The sequence below is a fragment of the Centipeda flueggei ATCC 43531 genome (assembly GCF_000160695.1).
GTDB classification, from domain to species: Bacteria; Bacillota; Negativicutes; order Selenomonadales; family Selenomonadaceae; genus Centipeda; species Centipeda flueggei.
This window is the reverse complement of the sequence record NZ_GG694006.1, coordinates 937,762-958,456: the sequence shown is the minus strand read 5'-3', so window position 1 is coordinate 958,456 and position 20,695 is coordinate 937,762. Positions and strand designations below refer to the sequence as shown.

The window sequence follows — 20,695 nt, the reverse complement described above, 5'->3', positions numbered from 1 at the left end:
TATTATAGCATGGCTGTCAATAGGGGATTTCTGTTTTTTGGAGAGTCATTGTTAAAAGATGACACAAAAATAGCCCACACTCCACTGTGGACTATCTTTGCTGTGTATTATATTTTAGGAGAGCTTTGGAAACATCCGAGGATGTTTCCTCAACGAAAGCTTGTATAGAATATAGCACATGTGAGAAAGAAAATCAATAGGTATTTGAGAAAAATTTTCAATTTTTTTTAGGAGACTAGAATTTATGCGTCACCTGTACGCGTGCATAGTTTCCGAGGCGGAAGTTCTCCGATCCGTGTATTGTGTCACGGCGGTTCGTGCTCTTTGCCGCGAATGTGTAAAACAGCTCGACAAGCCAGTTCTGGGCGGGGACGTAGCCGCCGCCGATGGAGAAGCTCTCGATGCCGTCGAGATAGCGGTCGGGAAGATACCCTGTGCCGTTTCCTCCGAAGAAGGATCCGTGCTCAAAGTGCTTGTAGTCAATGAATGCGTTCCATGAGCCGGGGCGCGTCGTGTCGGATGCGCCGATGTCGAGGCGCAGGACGTAGAACGTCGGGGCACTGCCGGCGCTGTGTCCGCGCGGGATGAATACGTCTGTGCGCGGACGGTGATCGAACTGTGTCGTACCGTTCATATACTGTCCGAATGCACTCATATTCCGCCCATAGTCGAAAGAAACGCACGTCTGCGCACCGAGCTGCCATTGTGCACCGATGCCGATGACGTTGGCGAGCTGACGGAAGTCGTGTGTATCGCTGCCCTGTCTGTTGGCTGTCTGGACGGCATAGTTCCTGCCTGCGACGGAGCGCAGATACCATGCGGCAACACCGAGGCGCGGCGTCACTTCCCTGCGGTACTGGAGGAAAACTGCCTTGTCGATCGGCGGGATGCTGTCGCGCACGACGACGTTTCCTTCGGCCGGGATAAGATTGCCGACAACCTTGCCCAGTGCCTCACGCGGCAGCTTGCTGCCGCCTTCCGATGCCTCGACGAGTTTTTGTATGGCACGCAGATATTCATAGCCAACTTGGTTCAGCGTCAGGCCGTATTCGCTGCTTGCGGATCCGGAGGGCGTTACATAATTGTTTTGATAGAGACTCTGTGTGGGATTCAGTCCGTTTGCATAGGTATCCGTTCCCGTTTTCTGCGCCAAAAAGACTCTTCCGGTGCGGGTATAACCTGTTACGGGAGCAGAAGACCCCGGTATCTTTGTCCACGTATCTCCTGAGCGCTGCCAGCGATCCGTCGGCCATGTACCATTGGCATAATCGTTAAATTCGGAGGCGACCCCGTGCTCGGCGATCTTATTGTATGCGGCGGCGATATCTGCTGCGCGTGACCGGATGTAAGAGTCGTCCGTCCGCAGTGCGGAGTCGTCCGCCAAGGAGAACGCGAGCGTCCGATTGACATCCCGTTTATAGGCCTTGTCTTCCTCCGTGTCCCAAGGAGAGATGTCACTGGAATAATCCATGGCGCTGTCTTCTACCTTGAGGAAACTCTTGTTCCCGTGCGAATCTTCCACCTCGTAGAATGCCGCAGCCCCGCTGGCACCGCCCGGGTCAAGGTTGAGCTGGTGCTGCGCCATATCCGCGCCGTAGGCGGTTTTGACTGTGTCGTACATACGCTTGATGATGGCGGTTTTCTCGTCGAGGCTTGCCCCCCGATCTTCGGCATCTTTGAGCTGCTGATAAAAGTAGAGATGATTGATGCGGTCGGTGTCCCCTGCCGCCTTGGCGGCGTTGTACTCCGCGGTGGACTGGCGGACGGATTCGTCGAAGTCCGTCGGCCAATCGGCGTAGTTGATGCCGAGGAACTCGACGATGGTCGGCGGACGGTAAAAGGTCTGATGGGTGATGCGGGTGTACGCCGTGTCCGAGATGCCGGTCGAATGCCTGAATGTACCAAACCCGAGACGGAGCTGGGATGTCCTTCCCGTAAAGACGCCGCGGATACCGTCGAATGTCTGGCCGAACCAGTAGCCTGTCGCACCCATCGGCTCCGTCAGACGTCCGAGGGAAAGATCCCATTTCTTCGTATGACGGGTGATATCGACCTCATCGAGCTGCTGTTTTCCCAACCCTCTGCTGCTTGAGATGCTGTAGGCAGGCTCGATGCCCCCGTTTCCGGAAAGACTGCCGAGGATGCGGATATTCGTATTCTTCCCCATGCGTGCATCTGCACCGATACGGATGCGCTGCTCAGCACTGTGCTCATTTTCGTCCCGCAGGTTCCGTACGGCATCCTCGTGGATGGAGGAGGTCTCCGTATAGGTGGATTTCGGTCGGTTTGTGCCGCCATGGGCGTTAAAGCGCAGCTGCCAGTCGCCGAAGAAGGTGATGCCGGCGGCCTTCGTCGTGTCAAAGGGGCGTGCGATGAAGCGCTTGAGCACGGCCTGCTCTTCCGGACCCATTTCCGTCCTGCCGTTCGTGAGGAGACTCTTTTTTGTCCCCGCTGTGTCAAAGGCGAAGTTTGCTCCGATGCGGAAGACGCGCTCCTGCGCTGCACGGTCGTCGTCGCGGTGGTTGAAGATGTTGTTCACCCCGAGATAGACCATGGCATCCTCGCTCAATTTCTTTTGCACCATGAGATTCCAGATGCCGAAGCTCTTTTCCTGATAGGCTTTGTTGGCAAAGACGGCGGCATTTCCTTCGAGAATGTCCGGATAGTAGTTGGCGCGGTTGGCGAGGGTGTTGCTGTCGAGCATCTTGATGTAGTAGTCACCCCAGAGCTGGGCCGACCAGCCCGTTTTCTTATCCTCGTAGCTGATGCCGATGTCGAGCTTATGCGTCGGCCGATCGAGCAGGCGCTTTGGCATGAGCGGGTCGGACTTATTGATCGCGTGGAGATAGGTGTAGCCGAGTTTGGTGCTGAAATGCGGACCGATTTTACGCCGTACCTCTGCTTCGAGACCCGTGATCTCCGCTTTGCCGATGTTCTTGAAGCTGTAGATCATGTCGGGCGCGCGCATCCATTTCTGCGACTCATTGAGCCCCGGGGCAAAGTCCATGAGTTTCCCCGTGAAGTAGACCGACATGTAGTTGCGGATACGGTTGTGGAAAATGCCGATACGCGCGTATGTGTTCTTGGTCTCGCCCTCGATGCTTGCGTCGATGTTGACGGCGGTCTCGGGCTTTAGATCGGGATTGCCCGCCCACCACCAGCCCATCTTCGCAACGCCGATGCCGACCGGATTGCTTCCGTACATCTCCCAGTTGTACCACAGTTCACCCATGCCGGGTTCGGCATAGCTCGTGCCGATGTTCGCTTTCAAACGGCGGTGCGGATTCCCGCCGACGTTGTGCGTCACGCCGATGCTCCCGGAGAGATTCGCCCCGAACAGACTGCTCCTGTCGATGCGCAGGATGGGAAAGAGCATGGTGTCCTTCGATATCTGCCATGTATCACCGACGAAAAAATTCTGCTTATCGATGATTCCGCTGCCGACGGTGATGCGCTGGTCGCGGTCCCAGTACTCTTCCATAAAGGCTTTCCCGTTCAGCTTTGGTGCGTCGGCACGATGCTGAATGCCGTAGACGAAATAGTCCGCGACAATGCTGCCCGTCAGCGGATGCCCCGGATTCTGTGCGCGCAGCTGCGCTTTGAGGGCATCATAGTCGGCTTTCAGATGGGGACGTGCGATATCTGTGATGTCGTGTGATCCGCCGACCATTAAATGCCCCCGCCAATCCTGGGTGAGGTCGCCGCGCTTCAGGTCAAATGCGGTAAAGTCCTCGTAGGTGATGCCCGGCTTTACGGAGCCGGGCGTATTTCTGTCATAATGATAGTATTCGTAGTCTTTATCCCACTGCGGGACACCACGGTCATAGCCCGTGAATTTGTAGTCGTGGATGTGCGACCATACGTAGTTCGTCTGGTCGTCGCCGCGAATCAGGCGATCCTGCTTATCAACGAGCAGACTCTTGTCATAGTCCCACGGATCGATGCGGCGCGTGGAGGTGTTCGGCGAGCTCTTGAGACGGCTGCCCTCGCCGGACTCGCGTGAGATGCCGAAGCCGTAGGTGAGAAGGTGCTTCTCGCCGAGCTGGGTATTCATCGTCGCCTTGAGGTCAAACTGGCGATGGTCAACATTGTCTACGTAGCGAAGCTCATTTTTCCTTCATAGGCATTCTTTCCCTCGTAGTTGATGAGGGAGACACTGTCCTCCTTGATGTTGGTGGAGTTCAGCTCGACCTTCCAGTCACTGATGTTGTTATAGCCGTTCCAGCTGAGGTTGTATGCATTGCGGTCAGCGACGCGCTTAAAGTGCTGCTGCGGCTCCATCTCGGAGTCCGTGCGCTTGACATCGCGGATGAGATCCTCCGTATAGTGGTCGAGACGGAAATCAAACGTGTTCTTCTTGTCCGGCTCGTAGGTGCCGACAAGCCCTGCCGTCGATGTGTCCCCATAGTAGCGCAGCGCCGTCGGTTTCCAGTCGTGCGCTCCGTACCACGGCGCGTCCGGCGAAACCTTCTGCCGATGGACGCTCGCATAGACAGGCATCACCTCGCGTTTGCTCCTGGAGAATCCGACCCGCAGTTTGCCGCGCTGTCCCGCATCGGCACGCAGGAAGAAATTGGAGAACGGGACGCCGTCATCGCCCTTTCGCGTCAGTCCTTCCCAATTAAACCGGATATTCGGCTCCTTTGCGGCTTTCTTGGTAATGATGTTCACCACACCGCCGATGGCGTCCGACCCGTACTTTGAGCTTGCTGCTCCCTGGATAATCTCGATGCGCTCGACGTTCTCCGTGCCGAGGCGCATGACTTCATCGGCTGCGCCAGAGTACTTCGCGAGATCGCCGAGAACGGGCTGCCCGTCAACGAGAATCAGTGTATGGCGCGGCTCTGCTCCACGGATGGAGATGCCGACGCGTCCCATTGCATCGACTGTGCGCGATACACCGGTCTCACTGAAGATGATGTCCTCGACGGATTTTGCCTGCTTCTTTTCAATGTCCTCCTTTGTGATGATGGTTTTCTGCTGAGACTCGACCTTGGCTTCTTCCTGTGCGGCATTTGCTGTCACATAGATGTCGTCGGTTGATACCCGCGTCTCGTTCGGCGGGGGACCTTCTTCGGCGTGTGCTGTATAGGCCGGGAATGTGAGCCATGCTGTGATGGCGTATGAGAGCAGCTGCAGGGAGCGTCGGCTCCTCGTTCGGGTCATGTCGTCCTCCTTTGGGAAATTCGCTGATATCACGTGTCCTCCGGATGATGCTGCGCATGGAGAAAAAGTGGCGGCATACATTTTTCGGAGAAAAACGGAACCGCATAAATGAAAATGATAATCGAATTTGATTCGTGCGTAGACATTATAAAGGCGAACGAGATTCATTACAAGTATAAAAATAATGTTTTTTGAATTTTTAATCTAGATGAAACATATAAAGGTAAAATCATATAAAAAGAATCACCCATATGAATTCATATTTGGGCGATTCTTTAGGAACTGCTGATCCAATGAAATCCATCAGATCGGCATGGTCTTTTCTTATGGTTCAGGAAAAAATGCGTCGAGAGGTGCACACTGGATTTATCCCTGCTTCTTTTCGGAGGTTGTTCTGTGTCACTGTGCAATGCTTTCCAGCGATCTCAGCGGCCTTCCTTCGGGCTGTTCGGCGAGACGCTGCATGAGGAGTGCGTAGAGTGCCTCGATGGGGAGACTGCCGCCCGAGAGTACACCGAGCTCTGCCGCACGTACGCCAACCTCGTAGCGGCGGATGTCCGCACCGCCATCGATGCATTGTGTCGTGAGAACAACCGTGCATCCTGCTTCGTATGCCAGCTGCAGGGCAGGGAGAAAGCTTTCCTCCGCATCGCCCGTGGGGACGCTGCCAAGGCCGTAGCCTTCGATGATGATGCCGCGGCATCCGTTCCGAATGCAGGATGTGACGGCGTCGGGGGACATCCCGGGGTAGAGGCGCAGGACAGCAACGCGCCGTTCGAGCGTTTCGTTCAGGTGAAAGGGTGCGGATGGGGGGATGGGCGCCTCGTTGAGATCGATTTCTGCGCGTCCGATGCTGCGGAAGGCATCATCGGCGCGGGAGTGAATCTTTTTTGCGGCGTTGCCGTGGATGATTCGTCCGCCGAATGCGATCATGACGCCGCTGTGTCCACTGAGAGCTGCGCGTGCGGCGAGGCGCAGATTGGCCTCTGCATCCGAGCCCTCCATCCCGAGGGGGCGCTGTGCCCCCGTAAGAACGACGGGGCAGGCGATGTGTTCGAGCATATAATAGAGAGCGGCGGCGGTGTATGCCATCGTATCCGTGCCGTGGGTGATGATGATGCCGTCGTGTGCCTGACGGCGGCCTGCGACGCACTGGGCGATGCGCTCCCAGTGCGTCGGGGTGATATTGGTTGAGTCGAGGGAGAGGAGGTCGAGCGTCTCCACAGCGGCGTCTTTCACGCCCATCGCAGCGCGCAGGTCGCCTGCGGAGAGTGCGGGACGCAGACCGTGCTCCGTTTCCCGTGAAGCGATGGTACCGCCCGTGGCGATCAGCAGAATTTTTTTCATGGATGCTGCTCCTTTTTCCCGCGATGTCGTGAACGGTAGTCAATCCACATGTGGTGCAGAGTCATGAGCGGGTGATGCAGGAGCATCCGAGGGCCACTCCAGCGCATCACCTCGCGGACTTTCTCCCGCATCTCGTGACTGTAGCAGTGGACGGGGCAGGCGGAGCAGAACGACTTTACCTCCATGCGCGGGCACGCCGTGATGCGGCTGCGGGCGTAGGTGAGGAGACGGCGGCAGTCGGGACAGAGTGCGGGTTCGCCTGCCGCCGCGGCACAGCGATCTGCGTGGTGCTTACCGCGGCAGTAGATGCCGATGATCGTCTCCATGACCTCCATTTCGAGGTGTCGTTTCTTCTCTGTATTCATCATTCCTCCGTTGTGTACGAATGAAAGCAGCCGGCACTTGCGCACGGGCGCAAGTGCCGGCTGCTTTTTGCTGTGTTATTTTGCGGATAGGGGCAATCATTCTGCTACTCGATCGTGAGGGTATCACCGACCATGATGCGCGGCAGTCCGCTGCCGACGAGGAGAATTTCGCCGGGCTGGACAATGGCTTCACTGCTTTCCTCGACAAAGCGAAGGGTGACGTGCCCGCTTTCGCGCAGGTTCGCATTTGCATCCTCGCCGACGTCCGAGACCGTATAGGTGCGTTCTGCGATAACGAGACGATCCCCTGCACAGATATCAGCATTCAGTGTTCCCTTCGTATGTGAGATGACCACGTCCTCATAGGAGTAATGCACGTCCTTGTCAAAGATGATGAGGCTGCGCCGGTTCTTCAGCAGTTGGAGCGCAAAATTTCCGATGGCGGTGAATGTGACGGTGTACTTCATAGAAAATCTCCCCCTTTATGACACTAATCCTACGCTTATCTTACTCCTTTGTGTGGGGAATGGCAAGAGAGTTCCGCTGTGTACTTATCCGTGTGCGTGCTTCTTCGCTTCCTGTGCCTTCAAAAATTTCTCCAGCAGATCCATTTTGTGCTCCATTTTGTGGACGAATTCACGCGCCGCGGCGCGGTCCTCTTCGTTTGGATGCTCCGCAGCACGTACCCAGCGCTTCTGTGCTTCAGGACTGTTGTGGGTATCGTCGGGGTCGGATTTCTTTCGACGCTCGATGAGGGCAGGCGCGAGCTTTCCCTGCGCGGAGAATGTGCCGAGGATTTCACAGCCTTCCCCGAGGAGGTAGGCGGCACGCGCGAATGAAGTGACGGCGTGCTCTGAGCCGACGTCCGTTCCGTGGGTCTGGAAGAAGACGATGCGTGCATCTGCGACCTGCGGCAGGTATGCCTTCATGCGGTCGTCAGGCGCGCCGCGCCTTATCCAGTAGCCGAGGGCGACGACCTCGTAGGCGGAGAGATCCATTGGTGCGTTCTGGATGGGGAAGAGGTCAGCTCCTGCCGTATCGGCAATCTCCTCGGCAATTGTTTTGGTGTTGCCGGAGGCGGACGAATAGATGACAGCCCATTTTCTCATGTGACGATACTCCTTTACATTTCCCTGCAGTTTGCTAGAATGATAGCTGTTGGAATTATTACAGCACACTTTTGCGTATTGTGCAAGGAAATCAATCACAGGAGGCTATGAGATGAAATATGAGATACGTCATGCGGCAGCACTGCTCTCGACGGGACATGGGATGGTGGACTTCTATGGAAACTTCCTGCCCATCCTCCTCCCGCTTCTCATGACGCGGTTCGGCCTGTCCCTGACGATGTGCGGCGTGCTCGTCATGGTCTCATCGGTGACGACGAATATGCTCCAGCCCGTCATCGGCTGCGTGATGGATCGACGGAACTTCAGCCCGCTTCTCCCATGGCTCGTGCCTGCCACTGCTGTCCCCGTGTGTCTGGTGGGGTACGTACCGTATACGGCGCTCCTCTTCCTCGTCGTCGCCGTGACGGGGGTCGCGGTCGCGGCCTACCATCCGCTCTCCTCGATGCTCGTCGGACGTACGGCGGCAGAGGGGCGCGGAAACGGGATGATGAGTTACTTCATCGCAGGGGGGAACGCGGGCATGGCGTTTGTCCCGCTGATTCTCGTCGCTTTTCTCGACTGTTTTCCGCTGCGTGCTCTGCCGCTTCTGATTCTTCCGACGATCCTGATCGCTGCGTTGTTTCTGCGCTCGGGGCTCTGTGCCGTCTCCACCCTGCCCGAACACGCCCCTGCCCATCCGTCGAAGCTCTCGCACGTCCTCTTTGCCCGTACGACGATCACACTGAACCTTGCGATGGGGCTGCGCTGCTGGACGCACGGTGCATTCGGGACGTTCCTCCCGCTCCTCCTCGTCAGCAGCGGCGAGGATACGCACGCGGCGGGGCTGTTCCTCACGATCTTCATGGTCGGCGGCATGATCGGCGGTCTCGTCGGCGGCAACCTCGCCGATGTGCTTTCGGGGCGCAGAATCATCGTGGGGGCGCTCCTCCTCGGGATTCTTCCATGCGCCTACTACTTCACTCATGTTAGTGCAGACATCGTGGGCGGCATCCTGCTCTTTGCCGCAGGATTTATGCTGATGGCACCGCAGCCGAGCTCGATTATCTGGGCACAGCAGGCGCTCCCCGAGAATGCGGGCATGGCGTCGGGGATGATGCTCGGCATGTCGTTTGGCCTCGGCAGCCTTGGTGTCGCGGCGACGGCGGCACTCGGCGACCACATCGGGCTCGCGCCTGCGCTCCTCGTCTCTGTCATCGCACTGCCGCTGGCGGCTCTTCTCGCATTCGTGACACCGGAGCCGGGGTCGGAGCGGGAATAGCTCTATCTTATGAGCTCATGAGGAATGCTGCGGCCATAGTGGACGGCGACGATACTCCGCAGCAGCCTTTCGTGGGGCAGGCATACAACTGCCTGCGTCGGGAAATTTGCACGGCGGATGCTGTCTGTCTTTTTTCCTGCAGAACCTATATGATTTTTTTATGATTTTCATGAAAAATATTGATATCGTTTATCTTCTGAAAGATATTGAAAAGTGAATGTGATTCAAGTATCATAAAAGTACCGAATGAGGGATTTTCTCAATAATAAATAACAGGAGGTATATTATGCTGCACAGCAAACATTGGGATGGATTCACAGGCGGCGTGTGGCAGGAGGAGGTCAATGTCCGTGACTTCATCCAGCGCAACTATACACCGTATGACGGCGACGAGTCCTTCCTTGCGCCGCCGACGGATGCGACGAATCGTCTGTGGGCACGCGTGCAGGAACTCCAGAAGGAGGAACGTGCCAAGGGCGGCGTTCTCGACATGGAGACGGAGGTCGTTTCGGGGCTGACGGCATACGGCCCGGGCTATATCGATCCCGCACATAAAGACCTTGAAAAGGTGGTCGGTCTCCAGACAGACAAACCGCTGAAACAGGCATTTATGCCGTACGGCGGCATCCGCATGGCGGAGGAGGCTCTTGAGAACTACGGCTACAAGGTCAGCCCGAAGCTTCACGAGATCTTTACAAAGTACCATAAGACGCACAATCAGGCAGTTTTTGATGCGTATACGGACGAGATCCGCGCGGCACGCCGCAGCCACATCATCACGGGACTGCCCGACACCTACGGGCGTGGGCGCATCGTGGGCGATTACCGCCGCGTCGCGCTCTACGGCATCGATCATCTCATCGCGTTCAAGCAGGAGGATCTCCTGAACTATGGCGACGGCATCATGAGCGACGATGTGATCCGTCAGCGCGAGGAGGTCGCGGAGCAGATTCGTGCGCTGAAGGGCATGAAGGAGATGGCGGCGAGCTACGGCTTCGACATCGCGCAGCCGGCGCAGAATGCACGCGAGGCAGTGCAGTGGCTCTATTTCGGCTACCTCGCGGCGATCAAGACGCAGAACGGCGCAGCGATGAGCGTCGGACGCATCTCGACCTTCCTCGACATCTACATTCAGCGTGATCTCGCACGCGGCCTCCTCTCCGAGGAAGAGGCGCAGGAGCTGATCGACCACCTTGTGCTGAAGTTCCGTATGGTGAAGTTCGCACGCATCACGTCCTACAACGAGCTGTTCTCAGGCGATCCGATCTGGGCGACGCTTGAGATGGCGGGCATCGGCATGGACGGCCGCCACATGGTCACGAAGAATGACTTCCGCTTCCTTCATACGCTTGAGAACATGGGCCCCTCCCCCGAGCCGAATCTCACCGTCCTCTATTCCTCGCGCCTGCCCGAGACGTTCAAGAACTATGCGGCGCGCATCTCCATCCGTACAAGCTCGATCCAGTACGAGAACGACGATGTGATGAAGCCCGAGTGGGGCGATGATTACTCGATCTGCTGCTGCGTGTCGGCGACGCAGACGGGCAAGGAGATGCAGTTCTTCGGTGCGCGTGCGAACCTTGCAAAGTGTCTCCTCTACGCGATCAACGGCGGTATGGACGAAAAGAGCGGCGTGCAGGTCGGTCCTGCCTACCGCCCGATCCGCACGGAGTACCTCGAATATGACAACGTCATCATCAAGTATGAGCGCATGATGGACTGGCTCGCGCACGTCTACGTGAACGCGCTGAACATCATTCAGTATATGCACGACAAGTATTACTACGAGGCGGCCGAGATGGCGCTCATCGACACGGATGTGCGCCGCACGTTCGCAACGGGCATTGCGGGCTTCTCGCATGTTGTTGACTCGCTTTCCGCGATCAAGTACGCGAAAGTAAAGCCGATCTACAATGACCGCATCGTTGTGGACTACGAGGTCGAGGGCGACTTCCCGCGCTACGGCAACGACGACGACCGCGCGGACGAGATCGCAAAGTGGGTGCTCAAGACCTTCCTCTCGAAGATCAAGGCGCGCCACACCTACCGTCATTCCGAACCGACGACCTCGATCCTCACGATCACGTCGAACGTCGTCTACGGCAAGTACACGGGCGCGATGCCGGACGGACGAAGGGCATGGACGCCGCTTGCGCCGGGTGCAAACCCGAGCTACGGCGCGGAGTGCTGCGGGCTGCTTGCCTCGCTCAACTCCGTGGCAAAGCTGCCGTACCACTGGGCACTCGACGGCATCTCGAATACGCAGAGCATGACACCAGCCTCGCTCGGACACAACGAGGACGAGCGCGTGCAGAACCTTGTGAGTGCGATGGACGGCTACTTCGATCAGGGGGCGCACCATCTGAACGTAAATGTGTTTGGGCGCGAGACTCTCGAGCATATCATGGAGCATCCCGAGGATCCCGCCTATGCGAACTTTACCATCCGCGTCTCGGGCTATGCCGTCAAGTTCATCAGTCTGACGCGCGAACAGCAGCAGGATGTGATTTCGCGTACCTTCCATGAGCATATGTAAAGGCAGAATCAGCACGACGGAGAGCTTCGGCTCGGTCGACGGGCCGGGCATCCGCTTCATCGTCTTTGTGCAGGGCTGCCGTTATCGCTGTCAGTACTGCCACAACCCCGAGACATGGGAGCGGGAGGGCGGTTATGAGGCGACGGCAGAGGAGATCTTTCGACAGGCGTGGCGGTATCGCCCGTACTGGAAGCGGACGGGCGGGATCACGGTGAGCGGCGGCGAGCCGCTGCTGCAGCTTGAATTCGTGACGGAGCTGTTTCGCCTTGCAAAGGAAAAGGGCGTGAACACCGTCATCGACACGGCGGGCGAGCCGTTCACCTATGACGAACCGTTTTTTAGCGCATTTGAAACGTTGCTGCCGCTCAGTGATTTGTTCCTGCTCGATCTGAAGCAAATCGACGATGCAAAGCATCGGGCGCTCACGGGGACATCGAACGAGAGTGCGCTCGCGCTTGCCCAATTTCTCTCGGAGCGCGGCAAACGGATGTGGATTCGCCATGTACTCGTGCCGGGATGGACGACGGGGGAGGAGGATCTTCGCCGTCTCTCGGCCTTTATCGCAGGACTAAAAACGGTTGACCGCGTGGAGGTGCTGCCCTATCACGCGATGGCACGTCACAAGTACGAGGAGCTGCGCCTGCCGTATCGGCTCGGGGACACACCCGCACCGACGGCGGAGGAGATTGCCCGCGCGGAGGAGATCCTGCGCGTGGGGGAGTATAGAGGATATTTACGGTAAACGAAAAGAGAGGCATCATGCCTCTCTTTTCGTTTACTATTTTCGGCACAGTCGTATCAGGGCATCCTCCAACAATTCATCTCCTGCTTGTCCCGTCTTGAGGAGGTAGTCGGCATCGGCGAGGGCGAGGACGGCGTGCTCAAGCGTGGCCTCGGAGAATGCCTTTGCATGTCCTCCGAGCTTCTCTGCAATAAAGGGGTGGAGCCCCATAACCTTGCCGAGTCCCTTCGGGGGCGTACCATTCATGAGAAGGCGCTTCGCCTGCCAGAGCTGGCGGACGTGGCGCACGAGGAGTGCGAGGAGCACGGTAAAGTGCACGCCGTCCGCGCGGCAGCGAGCGAGGAGATCCATGGCGCGCCGCACGTCGCGCGCGCTGATGGCATCCATGAGCGCAAAGACGGAGACCTCGGGCATCTCCGAGAACGCCGCGCGCAGATCCGCCTCCGTGAACTGTTTGTTGTCAGTGTAGAGCGTGAGCTTTTCCAGCTGTCGGTCGAGAAACTCCAGTGAGATCGTCTGCATCATGCCGACGACGTTTAGAAAGAATGTGCGCGCCTCGCGCTGCATGGAGCGTCCCATCTCGCGCAGACGCTCGTTCAGCCATCCCTCGACGTTCCACGGGCGCACGAGTTCGCTCTCGAGAATGCGCCCCGCCTTCTGCACCGCCTGATAGAGTTTGCGCCGCTTGTCAGGCTTTGCATTGAGGGTAAACACGACATAGGTTGTCGGCAGGAGGTTCGTCAGTAGGGAGAGCAAACGCTCCGCCGCAGCGTCCTTCGGCGCAGGTGTATCGCCCTCCGCCGCCTTTTTCCCCGCGCGAAAGACGGCGGCGTCATGGACGAGGACGACGATCTTGTCCGTGAAAAAAGGTGCGGTCTCCAGTGACTCGGCCAGCGCGTCGATGGCGGGCATCTCCTCATAGCGGATGAGCGCATCTGCGCGCTCGGCGGCATCGGGCAGGAGACGGCGCAGGATCGCCTCCTCTGCGCGGCGGATGTAGTACGGTTCCTCCCCGGCGAGGAGGTAGATCTGCGGCGGCGTGCCCTGTGCGAGCGACGCCATAAACTCATGATCGTTCATCGGCGATAGCGTGCCAGCTCATCGCCGACCGTCGTCGGCTCCGTGTGCCCCGAGTAGAGCACTGTATCGGGCGGCAGGGTAAAGACCTGCGTCCGAATGCTCTCCCAGAGTGCCGACGTGTCGCCGCCCGGGAAGTCTGTGCGCCCGACGCTCGCGAAAAAGATCGTGTCGCCGACGAACGCGATGCCGTCGTGTGCGCTGTAAAAGATGCAGGAGTCCGCCGTATGGCCCGGCGTACAGCGCACCTCAAGCGACATCGCGGGATTCGCCGTGAGTACGATGTGTGTGCCGTCGGCGAACGTCTCCACATTCGCAAGGGTTATGGGTGCGCCGCCCCAAGTCGAGAGGTTCCAGTTCGGGTCGCTGCAGTAGCGCGGGCTCTCCTCGGCAGCGCAGACGGAGCAGGGGATGCACGCGCGGAAGTCGTCCACGCCGCCGATATGGTCGAAATGGCAGTGTGTGAGGAGCAGCCGCTCGATCGTCCAGCCGCGCTCTGCGGCGTGTGCGGCGAGTCGACCGCCCTCCGCGCCCGCGTCGATGAGAAAGCCGTGCTTTGACGCGTCGTCGATGTAGAAATAGGAATTGGTCGGGATCATATCGCCGACGGTGACGCATTCGATCATGGGTGAGACTCCTTTGTCCATTCGTAGGCACGGCGCGGGGTGCCGTCCGCGACATAGATCGTGCCGCAGAAGACGAAGCCGCCCGCGCACAGCAGATGCTGCATGGGATAATTGTCCTCGTGCGTATCGGCGCGCAGATGACTGTGCTGCGTGCGTGCAAAGTCCAATATGGCGCGGAATGTACCGCGGTGCGAGCCGTCGCTGCCCACGCGGTGGAGCGTGGCGTACGGCGTATCGTCACGCCACGCCCCGTTCTCGATGTGCGCGTAGGTCGGGTCATCACCCGCGATGAGGACAAAGGCGGCGTAGGGAGCAGCGCCCGCATCGTGGAGAACGTAGCTCACGCCGCGCGCGATGTCCGCGCGGAGGAGCTTCTCTGCGGGATAGCCGCCGCTCCACTGCGTTGGGTTGCCCGCCGCGCGCATCGCGGCGCGTGCTGCATCGTAGATGCGCAGCATCTCCGGGATGTCCTGTACTGCTGCCTGTCGTATCATGAAATTTCCTCCCATATTTTCCCTTATTTTACACGATCGGGAGGGATTTTGAAAGCCATGTTTGTCGATGTGTGCTATACTGTCAAGGTTAAGGAAGCAGGGATCAATTCAGCACCGTCGTCTTCGTCCATCTTTTTCGCCCTGTGTCGGCAAATCCTCCGCATAGCTTCTGCTGTGCGTTCGGTTTGCTGCCTCCATCGGAAAAAATCTACGCCAATCTGAGAGACTGTTTTATCAGAGATTCCTTAAATTCCTCGCAGGGAGGGGAAATCCATGCGCTTATGGCTCATCTATGCACTGCTCTCGGCGCTGTGCGCGGCGTTTGTCTCGATCTTCGGCAAGGTTGGGCTTGCGGGGCTCGAAAGCAGTGCCGCGACGGCGGTGCGCGCCGTCATTATGGCACTGTTCCTCATCGGCGTGGTCATCGCCGAGGGACATGCGGGCAGCCTGCCGCAGGTCTTCGCCGACACGAAGGCACTCGGCTTTGTCGCGCTCAGCGGCATCGCGGGCGCGCTCTCGTGGCTCTTCTACTTCATGGCACTAAAGGAGGGCGCTGTCTCACAGGTCGCACCGATCGACAAGCTGAGTGTCGTCTTTGCCGTTGTGCTTGCTGTGGTGATCTTTGGCGAAAAGATCAGCATTCTGCACGGCCTCGCCATCGTCCTGATCGCGGCGGGGGGGCTCCTGCTGGCGATTTTTCCTTGAGAAATATCACCCATCTTCGTGTTTCACACAGAAAGACCCCCACATGCCGATTTTGTACATGTGGGGGGGCTTTATGCATCCTTTTTGTGAATCTTTTCTGCGGCACGTGCCAAGTAGTCCGCGATTTCTCCCGTGTGCTGCACGGGAATCCAAACGGGTGCCTTTGGCTTCCACATATCGTCGCTCTTCTTGCGCCAGAATGGCGTGATGGCGGTGTAGCGCCGCCCACGTGAGCGGATGATCGAGACGCGGATCGCCTGTGTTGCTGAGATCTCGAGCATTCCGATCTCTGTGGTCGCATCGATGCTCAGGGCAAAATCCTGTGCCTTTTTCAGGTTTTGCGCTCGTGTTGTCTTTGCTGCCATAATTTCTTCCTCCCAATAAATTTATTCTCTCCCGTCCATCATAGCAAGTTTTGGAGGAATTGCAATATTTTTGTATGAAATACCCCGCGTGGAAGCATCTTGCTCTCATGCGGGGGCTTTTGTATGTCCGTTATTCATCTGTATACAGCAGCGTCAGCCTTCCTGTGGCGCGCGTTGCGGCGAGGTCGATGACGCGCTGGTTGCGCGAGCCGCGAAAATGCAGCGTGAGGTCGCGTTCCTCCTCACGATAGTCGCCGTCGACGAGGACATCGAGTTCGTCGAGGAGGGCATCCACGGCAGGACTCTTCTGTGCACGCAGTTCCTCCAGTGTGTAGCCTGTGTAGCTCCAGACATCGAGACCGCGTTCGTGCGCTGCGCGTGCAAGAGGAAGCAGTGCCGCTGGCTGCAGAAAGGGCTCACCGCCGCTGAGGGTGAGCCCTGTGAGAAGTGGATTGGCATCGAGGTCTTGGAGCACCGCATCAACAGTGGTGATCCGTCCGCCGTCCATCGGCTGTGTGTCAGGGTTGTGACAGCCGGGACAGCGGCGCGGGCAGCCTTGGGTAAAGACGGTCAGCCGGATCCCCTCGCCGTCGACGATGGAGTCGCGAGCAATCCCTGCAATGCGGATCTCAGTGGAGTCCGTGTTTGACACGCTCATGTTCTTCCGCCTGCTTTGCGTTGTTCCAGCGATCCGTTGTACCGACGAGATAGCCTGTGATGCGGCGGATGCGCTCGAACTTTGGCTGACGCATCTCGTAGCCGAGGGTGACGCGGCCGTCATCCGCTCCCGTGATGGAGAGTCGGTCGAGCTTTTCGTTGGTCTGCCCCTCAATGTAGGCAATGTAATTTTCGACCTCGTGCGGGGTGATGTCCGAAAGTCCGTTGACGGTGACGTTGATGTCGTTGACGATCATGCTTCATTCTCCTTTTCCGCGCTGCGGCGGCTGTTTTTGGTATGTGCGGTTTCTATCCGCTACGAGAAGGATTATACAACATCTAGTAGGTGGACGTCAACAGGAAATCTATATATAGTTGTTTGTGCACATAGTTATCAACAGGGATATTTTGGAAGCACCCGGGATTTTGGAGAAAAATCCCATGATCACAGGGGGCGGAGGCCATGATCATGGGATTGAGTTATCCACAGTTTTTCTAGGCAAAACCTGTGCATTCTGTGGATAAAAGGAGATAAAATGGTTTATGATTTCGTCGGTGCAGGAACCTCCGCGGGAGGGAGATCCTCTTCCTGAATGAGGGTACGGATGGGGTAGGGGATGTCGATGCCCTCGATGCGGTAGCGTTCGGTGAGCGCCTTGATGAAATCGTGGATGATGAGCCCCTGCTGATCGAATTGGCTTGAGGGCAGAATGGCGAGGAAGTCGATGGAGGACTCGCCAAAGTCCGTGTAGCGCACGAGCGGCTTGGCATCGGGATTGTGATCGACGCGTGCGAGCACCTCCTTTGCCGTCTCGATGGTGACGCGCTCAACAGTCTCGAGGTCGCTGTCGTAGGACACCCCGACGGGAACCGTAATGTTGAGGCTGCGCGTGGGCATGCTGAAGTTTGTGATGTTCGCACCTGCGATGGTCTTGTTCGGAATGACGACGGTATTGCTTGCTCCGAGCGGGACGATGGTGGTAAAGCGCCACGTGATGTCGGTGACGCGCCCCTCCTCGCCCGTGCCGAGACGGATGTAGTCGCCGATGCGGATCTGCTTTGAGAGGATGAGGTGCAGTCCCGCAAAGATGTTCGCAAGCGTCTCCTGCAGAGCGAGGGCGACCGCCATGCCGCCGACACCGGCAGCAGTGAGGATCGGGGCGATGGAGATGCCGTAGTACTGGAGAATGACGAGGACACCCATGACGTAGATAACGCCGATGAGGATGGTGTTGAGCAGGGTGGTTTTCGGGAGCTCCTTGTTTGTCCGTTCGAAGTACATGGTGACAACGCCGTCAACTGTGCGCGCAATGACGCGGGTGATGGAGATGACGTTGCTTGTGAAGAGCACATAGGACAGCATTTTCGTCAGGGTCGGTGAGATCTCCACGGCATCGATCGCCCAGTAGAGACCGATGATGAAGCTGAAGAAGATCGGCACGCCGTGCATGGAGCGGATCAAGACGTATTTCCACGTGCTCTCATCGACCGCCAGATGGTGGCGAATGTAGCGGCGGATGAGGCGGTCGGCGATGATGCCGACCGTGAGTGCGCCGAGGACGATGCAGGTCGGGACGATGAGCAGCTCGATCAGCGCCATGGCATCAAAAGAGGAGAATAAAGTCAACAGGAAAAACTCCTTTCAATGAAAAAGAACAGGATTTTCTGTAGGGAAAGAACTCAGCGAACGGTACCTTTCCGCACCGGAAGAAATTCGTCCTGCGCGCCCATGATGCGCAGGATTCCTGCCGAACACGCGGCGGTGATGTCGAACAGCGGACTGCTCGGGACGGCAGTGCCGTGATAATGATGCGGCGGGTCAATGATGGAGACAGCAGTGCCGTGCTCACGCATCCGCGAGGAGAAATGTCCGTTGATGACGTTGAACCATTCAGACACAGCATCGACGACAAGGTCGTCCATGCCGCTGAGTGCAATACCACTGTACCCTGAGGCGACAGCGCAGAAGGCATCAAATGAAGCGGCAACGCCGACGATGAGCGGACTGCTGTCCATCGTGAGGCGCTGTGAGATGGTGATGCAGAACGGAATTTCGCGCTCCTGTGTTATCGCTGCTGCGATGTGTGCGCAGTCGGACAGCCCTGCGAGAAAGCGCTCCATGTAGTCTGTGCACAGTGCGTTCATAATGATTCCCGCCGTCGCTGCATTTTGCTGATGGCCGCACTGATCTCGCTGTCAGCATAGGGCTTTCGGATAAAAAGAAGTGCGCCGCACTCTTCTGCAGCGGCGATGTTCTCCTCCGAGGCAGCAGCGGAGAGGACGGTGACAGGCAGCTGCGGCCGCGCTGCGTGCAGACGGCGCAGTACGCTGATGCCGTCGTGTTTTGGCAGAATGAGGTCGAGAAATACCGCATCGGGGGCATCCGCTGCGGCGCGTGTGAGTGCCTCCTCCCCGTCCCGCGCCTCGATGACGCTGTGCCCGCGGTCGCAGAGCTCCGCTTTGAGCTTCATGCGTACAAGGCGCGAGTCGTCAACGATGAGGAATTTCATCGTTGTCCTCCTTTGCCGGGCAGTGCCTCCGCTCCAAAAGCACAGGGGAGCAGCTCGGCCGGGGTCATGACGCGTACTGTGCCCGCCGTGTTCGCAAGCAGGATGCGGCGCAGGGGGAACTCCACAAGCATCTGGCGGCACATGCCGCAGGGAACACAGACGCCGGGGCTGTCCGCGATGACGGCGAGTGCTGCAAAATGCCGCTCTCCGCAGCTGACTGCCGCCGCGATGGCGGCGCGCTCGGCGCAGATCCCAACGGGATAGGAGGCGTTCTCGACGTTGACGCCCTCGTACACATTGCCGTTCTCGGTGAGGAGCGCCGCCCCGACGGAAAAGCCGGAGTATGGAGCATAAGCGCGCTCGCGTGCGGCGGCGGCACGCGCGATGAGTTCACGGTCAGTCATGCCATCCCTCCGCGTCGATATAGCCATAGATGTACGGCATCGGCGGCACGTTTTCCGCGCGGATGCTGATGGCGGCGGCAAGGCGTTCCTCTCCTACTTCCAGCAGCTCCTCCGATGCCGCGTAGAGGGTGGCGAGAGGATCACCGCATCGAACGGCGTCACCGCATTTTTTGTGCAGGAGGATACCTGCCGCAGGATCGATGGGCGCGTCCTTCGCTGTGCGTCCCGCCCCGAGCAGAACAGCAGCACGTCCGACGGCCTCCGCGTCGAGCCGTGTGAGGAAGCCGCTGCGTTCGGCGTGTATCACGCGCGATGCACGTGCCTGCGGGAATTTTGATGCGTCGTCCAAAACGGCGGGATCTCCGCCCTGCGCACGGGTCATGCGTACGAGCACGTCGAATGCCGCACCGCTCTCGACGGCACGCTCAGCGCGTGCACGGCACGCCGCAAGGGGGGCACCGTCCGCAAGACGGAGCATCCCTGCCGCAAGGGTAAGTGAAATTTCGCGCAGGTCATCCGGACCTGCGCCGCGCAGAACGCTGACCGCTTCCGTCACCTCAAGGCTGTTGCCGACGGCACGGCCGAGCGGCTGCTCCATGTTTGTGAGGAGGGCGGCTGTGGGAAAATCTGCCGCTTTGCCGATGGCCGTCATGGTCTCAGCGAGAGCACGTGCCTCCTCTTCCGTTTTCATGAACGCGCCGCGGCCCGTCTTGACATCGAGGAGAACGGCATCTGCGCCTGAGGCGAGCTTTTTGCTCATGATGGAGGAGGCGATGAGCGGGATGCTGTCGACGGTTGCCGTTACGTCACGCAGGGCGTAAAGGAGTTTGTCCGCACGTGCAAGTGTGCCCGCCTGCGCGATGAGGCTCGTATGGCAGTCCATCAGGACGGCGCGGAACTCCTCGGGCGAGAGGTTTGTGCGAAAGCCCGGGATGGATTCCAGTTTATCCACCGTGCCGCCTGTGTGCCCGAGGCCGCGCCCCGACATCTTTGGAGCATAGCAGCCGCACGCCGCAACAATGGGGCTGACAATGAGCGTGGTCTTGTCGCCGACACCGCCCGTTGAGTGCTTGTCGATCTTGCGCCCGGGGATGGCGGAGAGGTCGATGCGGTCACCCGATGCCGCCATGACGGCTGTGAGTGCAGCGGTCTCGGCAGACGTCATGCCGCGAAAGCAAATCGCCATGAGGAGTGCCGCAACTTGGTAGTCGGGAATCTCTCCTGCGACATAGCCATTGATCCAGTAGGTGATTTCCTCCCGCGTGAGCGCATCGCCGCGTTTTTTCTTGGTGATGATGTCGTACATATTCATG

The 20,695-nt window shown here is 58.3% G+C and carries 21 protein-coding genes; 4 read left to right on the top strand and 17 right to left on the bottom strand.

From position 1 onward, the window contains the following. Nucleotides 1-235: 235 nt before the first annotated feature. The 6 genes from HMPREF0908_RS04590 to HMPREF0908_RS04570 form a co-directional block, all read right to left on the bottom strand. Nucleotides 236-4,054, bottom strand: coding sequence for a TonB-dependent receptor plug domain-containing protein (locus HMPREF0908_RS04590; protein WP_006690277.1), 3,819 nt, complete (start codon nucleotides 4,052-4,054; stop codon nucleotides 236-238). A gap of 38 nt (nucleotides 4,055-4,092) precedes the next feature. Next, complete coding sequence (locus HMPREF0908_RS11240; RefSeq protein WP_245522906.1) at nucleotides 4,093-5,166, bottom strand: TonB-dependent receptor plug domain-containing protein; 1,074 nt, start codon at nucleotides 5,164-5,166, stop codon at nucleotides 4,093-4,095. A 399-nt stretch (nucleotides 5,167-5,565) separates the two neighbouring features. After that, nucleotides 5,566-6,513, bottom strand: a complete 948-nt coding sequence (locus tag HMPREF0908_RS04585; RefSeq protein WP_006690275.1) for an asparaginase — start codon at nucleotides 6,511-6,513, stop codon at nucleotides 5,566-5,568. Further along, nucleotides 6,510-6,878, bottom strand: a complete 369-nt coding sequence (locus HMPREF0908_RS04580; RefSeq protein WP_040572418.1) for a nitrous oxide-stimulated promoter family protein — start codon at nucleotides 6,876-6,878, stop codon at nucleotides 6,510-6,512. Before HMPREF0908_RS04580 ends, HMPREF0908_RS04585 begins: the two co-directional genes overlap by 4 nt. A gap of 104 nt (nucleotides 6,879-6,982) precedes the next feature. After that, a complete protein-coding gene (locus tag HMPREF0908_RS04575) occupies nucleotides 6,983-7,345 on the bottom strand; it encodes a PTS glucitol/sorbitol transporter subunit IIA (protein WP_006690273.1) in 363 nt (120 codons plus the stop codon). Between the two features lie 84 nt (nucleotides 7,346-7,429). Further along, nucleotides 7,430-7,987, bottom strand: a complete 558-nt coding sequence (locus HMPREF0908_RS04570; protein ID WP_006690272.1) for a flavodoxin family protein — start codon at nucleotides 7,985-7,987, stop codon at nucleotides 7,430-7,432. Nucleotides 7,988-8,099: 112 nt separating this feature from the next. On the opposite strand from HMPREF0908_RS04570, the gene HMPREF0908_RS04565 reads away from it, so the two are divergent. The 3 genes from HMPREF0908_RS04565 to pflA all read left to right on the top strand — a co-directional run bounded on the left by HMPREF0908_RS04565 (nucleotide 8,100) and on the right by pflA (nucleotide 12,544). After that, nucleotides 8,100-9,266 (top strand): MFS transporter, encoded by a 1,167-nt coding sequence (locus tag HMPREF0908_RS04565; RefSeq protein WP_006690271.1) that lies wholly within the window; start codon nucleotides 8,100-8,102, stop codon nucleotides 9,264-9,266. 286 nt (nucleotides 9,267-9,552) lie between these two features. After that, nucleotides 9,553-11,802 carry a formate C-acetyltransferase gene (gene pflB, locus HMPREF0908_RS04560; protein ID WP_006690270.1) on the top strand — a complete coding sequence of 750 codons (2,250 nt, stop codon included), beginning with the start codon at nucleotides 9,553-9,555 and terminating at the stop codon, nucleotides 11,800-11,802. Next, nucleotides 11,789-12,544 (top strand): pyruvate formate-lyase-activating protein, encoded by a 756-nt coding sequence (pflA, locus tag HMPREF0908_RS04555; protein WP_006690269.1) that lies wholly within the window; start codon nucleotides 11,789-11,791, stop codon nucleotides 12,542-12,544. Before pflB ends, pflA begins: the two co-directional genes overlap by 14 nt. A gap of 36 nt (nucleotides 12,545-12,580) precedes the next feature. On the opposite strand, the gene holA is transcribed toward pflA, so the two are convergent. From holA to HMPREF0908_RS04540, 3 genes are read right to left on the bottom strand one after another with little or no spacing between them, the layout of a single operon-like run. After that, nucleotides 12,581-13,624 (bottom strand): DNA polymerase III subunit delta, encoded by a 1,044-nt coding sequence (gene holA, locus HMPREF0908_RS04550; protein ID WP_006690268.1) that lies wholly within the window; start codon nucleotides 13,622-13,624, stop codon nucleotides 12,581-12,583. Beyond that, entirely contained in the window at nucleotides 13,621-14,247 is a 627-nt protein-coding gene (locus tag HMPREF0908_RS04545; RefSeq protein WP_006690267.1) for an MBL fold metallo-hydrolase, read from the bottom strand. The genes holA and HMPREF0908_RS04545 overlap by 4 nt, the downstream gene beginning before the upstream one ends. Further along, nucleotides 14,244-14,741 (bottom strand): N-acetyltransferase, encoded by a 498-nt coding sequence (locus tag HMPREF0908_RS04540; protein ID WP_245522905.1) that lies wholly within the window; start codon nucleotides 14,739-14,741, stop codon nucleotides 14,244-14,246. Before HMPREF0908_RS04540 ends, HMPREF0908_RS04545 begins: the two co-directional genes overlap by 4 nt. A 273-nt stretch (nucleotides 14,742-15,014) precedes the next feature. On the opposite strand from HMPREF0908_RS04540, the gene HMPREF0908_RS04535 reads away from it, so the two are divergent. Beyond that, entirely contained in the window at nucleotides 15,015-15,446 is a 432-nt protein-coding gene (locus tag HMPREF0908_RS04535; RefSeq protein ID WP_006690265.1) for an EamA family transporter, read from the top strand. Nucleotides 15,447-15,517: 71 nt separating this feature from the next. Here the strand turns inward: HMPREF0908_RS04535 and HMPREF0908_RS04530 are convergent, their stop codons facing one another. From HMPREF0908_RS04530 to HMPREF0908_RS04495, 8 genes are all read right to left on the bottom strand, one after another. Beyond that, the gene (locus HMPREF0908_RS04530) at nucleotides 15,518-15,811 is read right to left on the bottom strand and encodes a hypothetical protein (RefSeq protein WP_006690264.1); all 294 of its coding nucleotides are present in this window, start codon (nucleotides 15,809-15,811) and stop codon (nucleotides 15,518-15,520) included. Between the two features lie 130 nt (nucleotides 15,812-15,941). Then, nucleotides 15,942-16,469 carry an anaerobic ribonucleoside-triphosphate reductase activating protein gene (gene nrdG / locus HMPREF0908_RS04525; RefSeq protein ID WP_006690263.1) on the bottom strand — a complete coding sequence of 176 codons (528 nt, stop codon included), beginning with the start codon at nucleotides 16,467-16,469 and terminating at the stop codon, nucleotides 15,942-15,944. Beyond that, nucleotides 16,441-16,725 (bottom strand): anaerobic ribonucleoside-triphosphate reductase, encoded by a 285-nt coding sequence (gene nrdD / locus HMPREF0908_RS04520; RefSeq protein WP_006690262.1) that lies wholly within the window; start codon nucleotides 16,723-16,725, stop codon nucleotides 16,441-16,443. Before nrdD ends, nrdG begins: the two co-directional genes overlap by 29 nt. Nucleotides 16,726-17,009: 284 nt before the next feature. Continuing rightward, nucleotides 17,010-18,068 carry a mechanosensitive ion channel family protein gene (locus tag HMPREF0908_RS04515; RefSeq protein ID WP_006690261.1) on the bottom strand — a complete coding sequence of 353 codons (1,059 nt, stop codon included), beginning with the start codon at nucleotides 18,066-18,068 and terminating at the stop codon, nucleotides 17,010-17,012. 80 nt (nucleotides 18,069-18,148) lie between these two features. After that, a complete protein-coding gene (locus HMPREF0908_RS04510) occupies nucleotides 18,149-18,613 on the bottom strand; it encodes a hypothetical protein (RefSeq protein WP_006690260.1) in 465 nt (154 codons plus the stop codon). Continuing rightward, nucleotides 18,610-18,978, bottom strand: a complete 369-nt coding sequence (locus HMPREF0908_RS04505; RefSeq protein ID WP_006690259.1) for a response regulator transcription factor — start codon at nucleotides 18,976-18,978, stop codon at nucleotides 18,610-18,612. Before HMPREF0908_RS04505 ends, HMPREF0908_RS04510 begins: the two co-directional genes overlap by 4 nt. Next, complete coding sequence (locus HMPREF0908_RS04500) at nucleotides 18,975-19,382, bottom strand: cytidine deaminase (RefSeq protein WP_006690258.1); 408 nt, start codon at nucleotides 19,380-19,382, stop codon at nucleotides 18,975-18,977. The genes HMPREF0908_RS04505 and HMPREF0908_RS04500 overlap by 4 nt, the downstream gene beginning before the upstream one ends. Then, nucleotides 19,375-20,694 (bottom strand): thymidine phosphorylase, encoded by a 1,320-nt coding sequence (locus HMPREF0908_RS04495; protein WP_006690257.1) that lies wholly within the window; start codon nucleotides 20,692-20,694, stop codon nucleotides 19,375-19,377. The genes HMPREF0908_RS04500 and HMPREF0908_RS04495 overlap by 8 nt, the downstream gene beginning before the upstream one ends. Nucleotide 20,695: the final 1 nt, after the last annotated feature.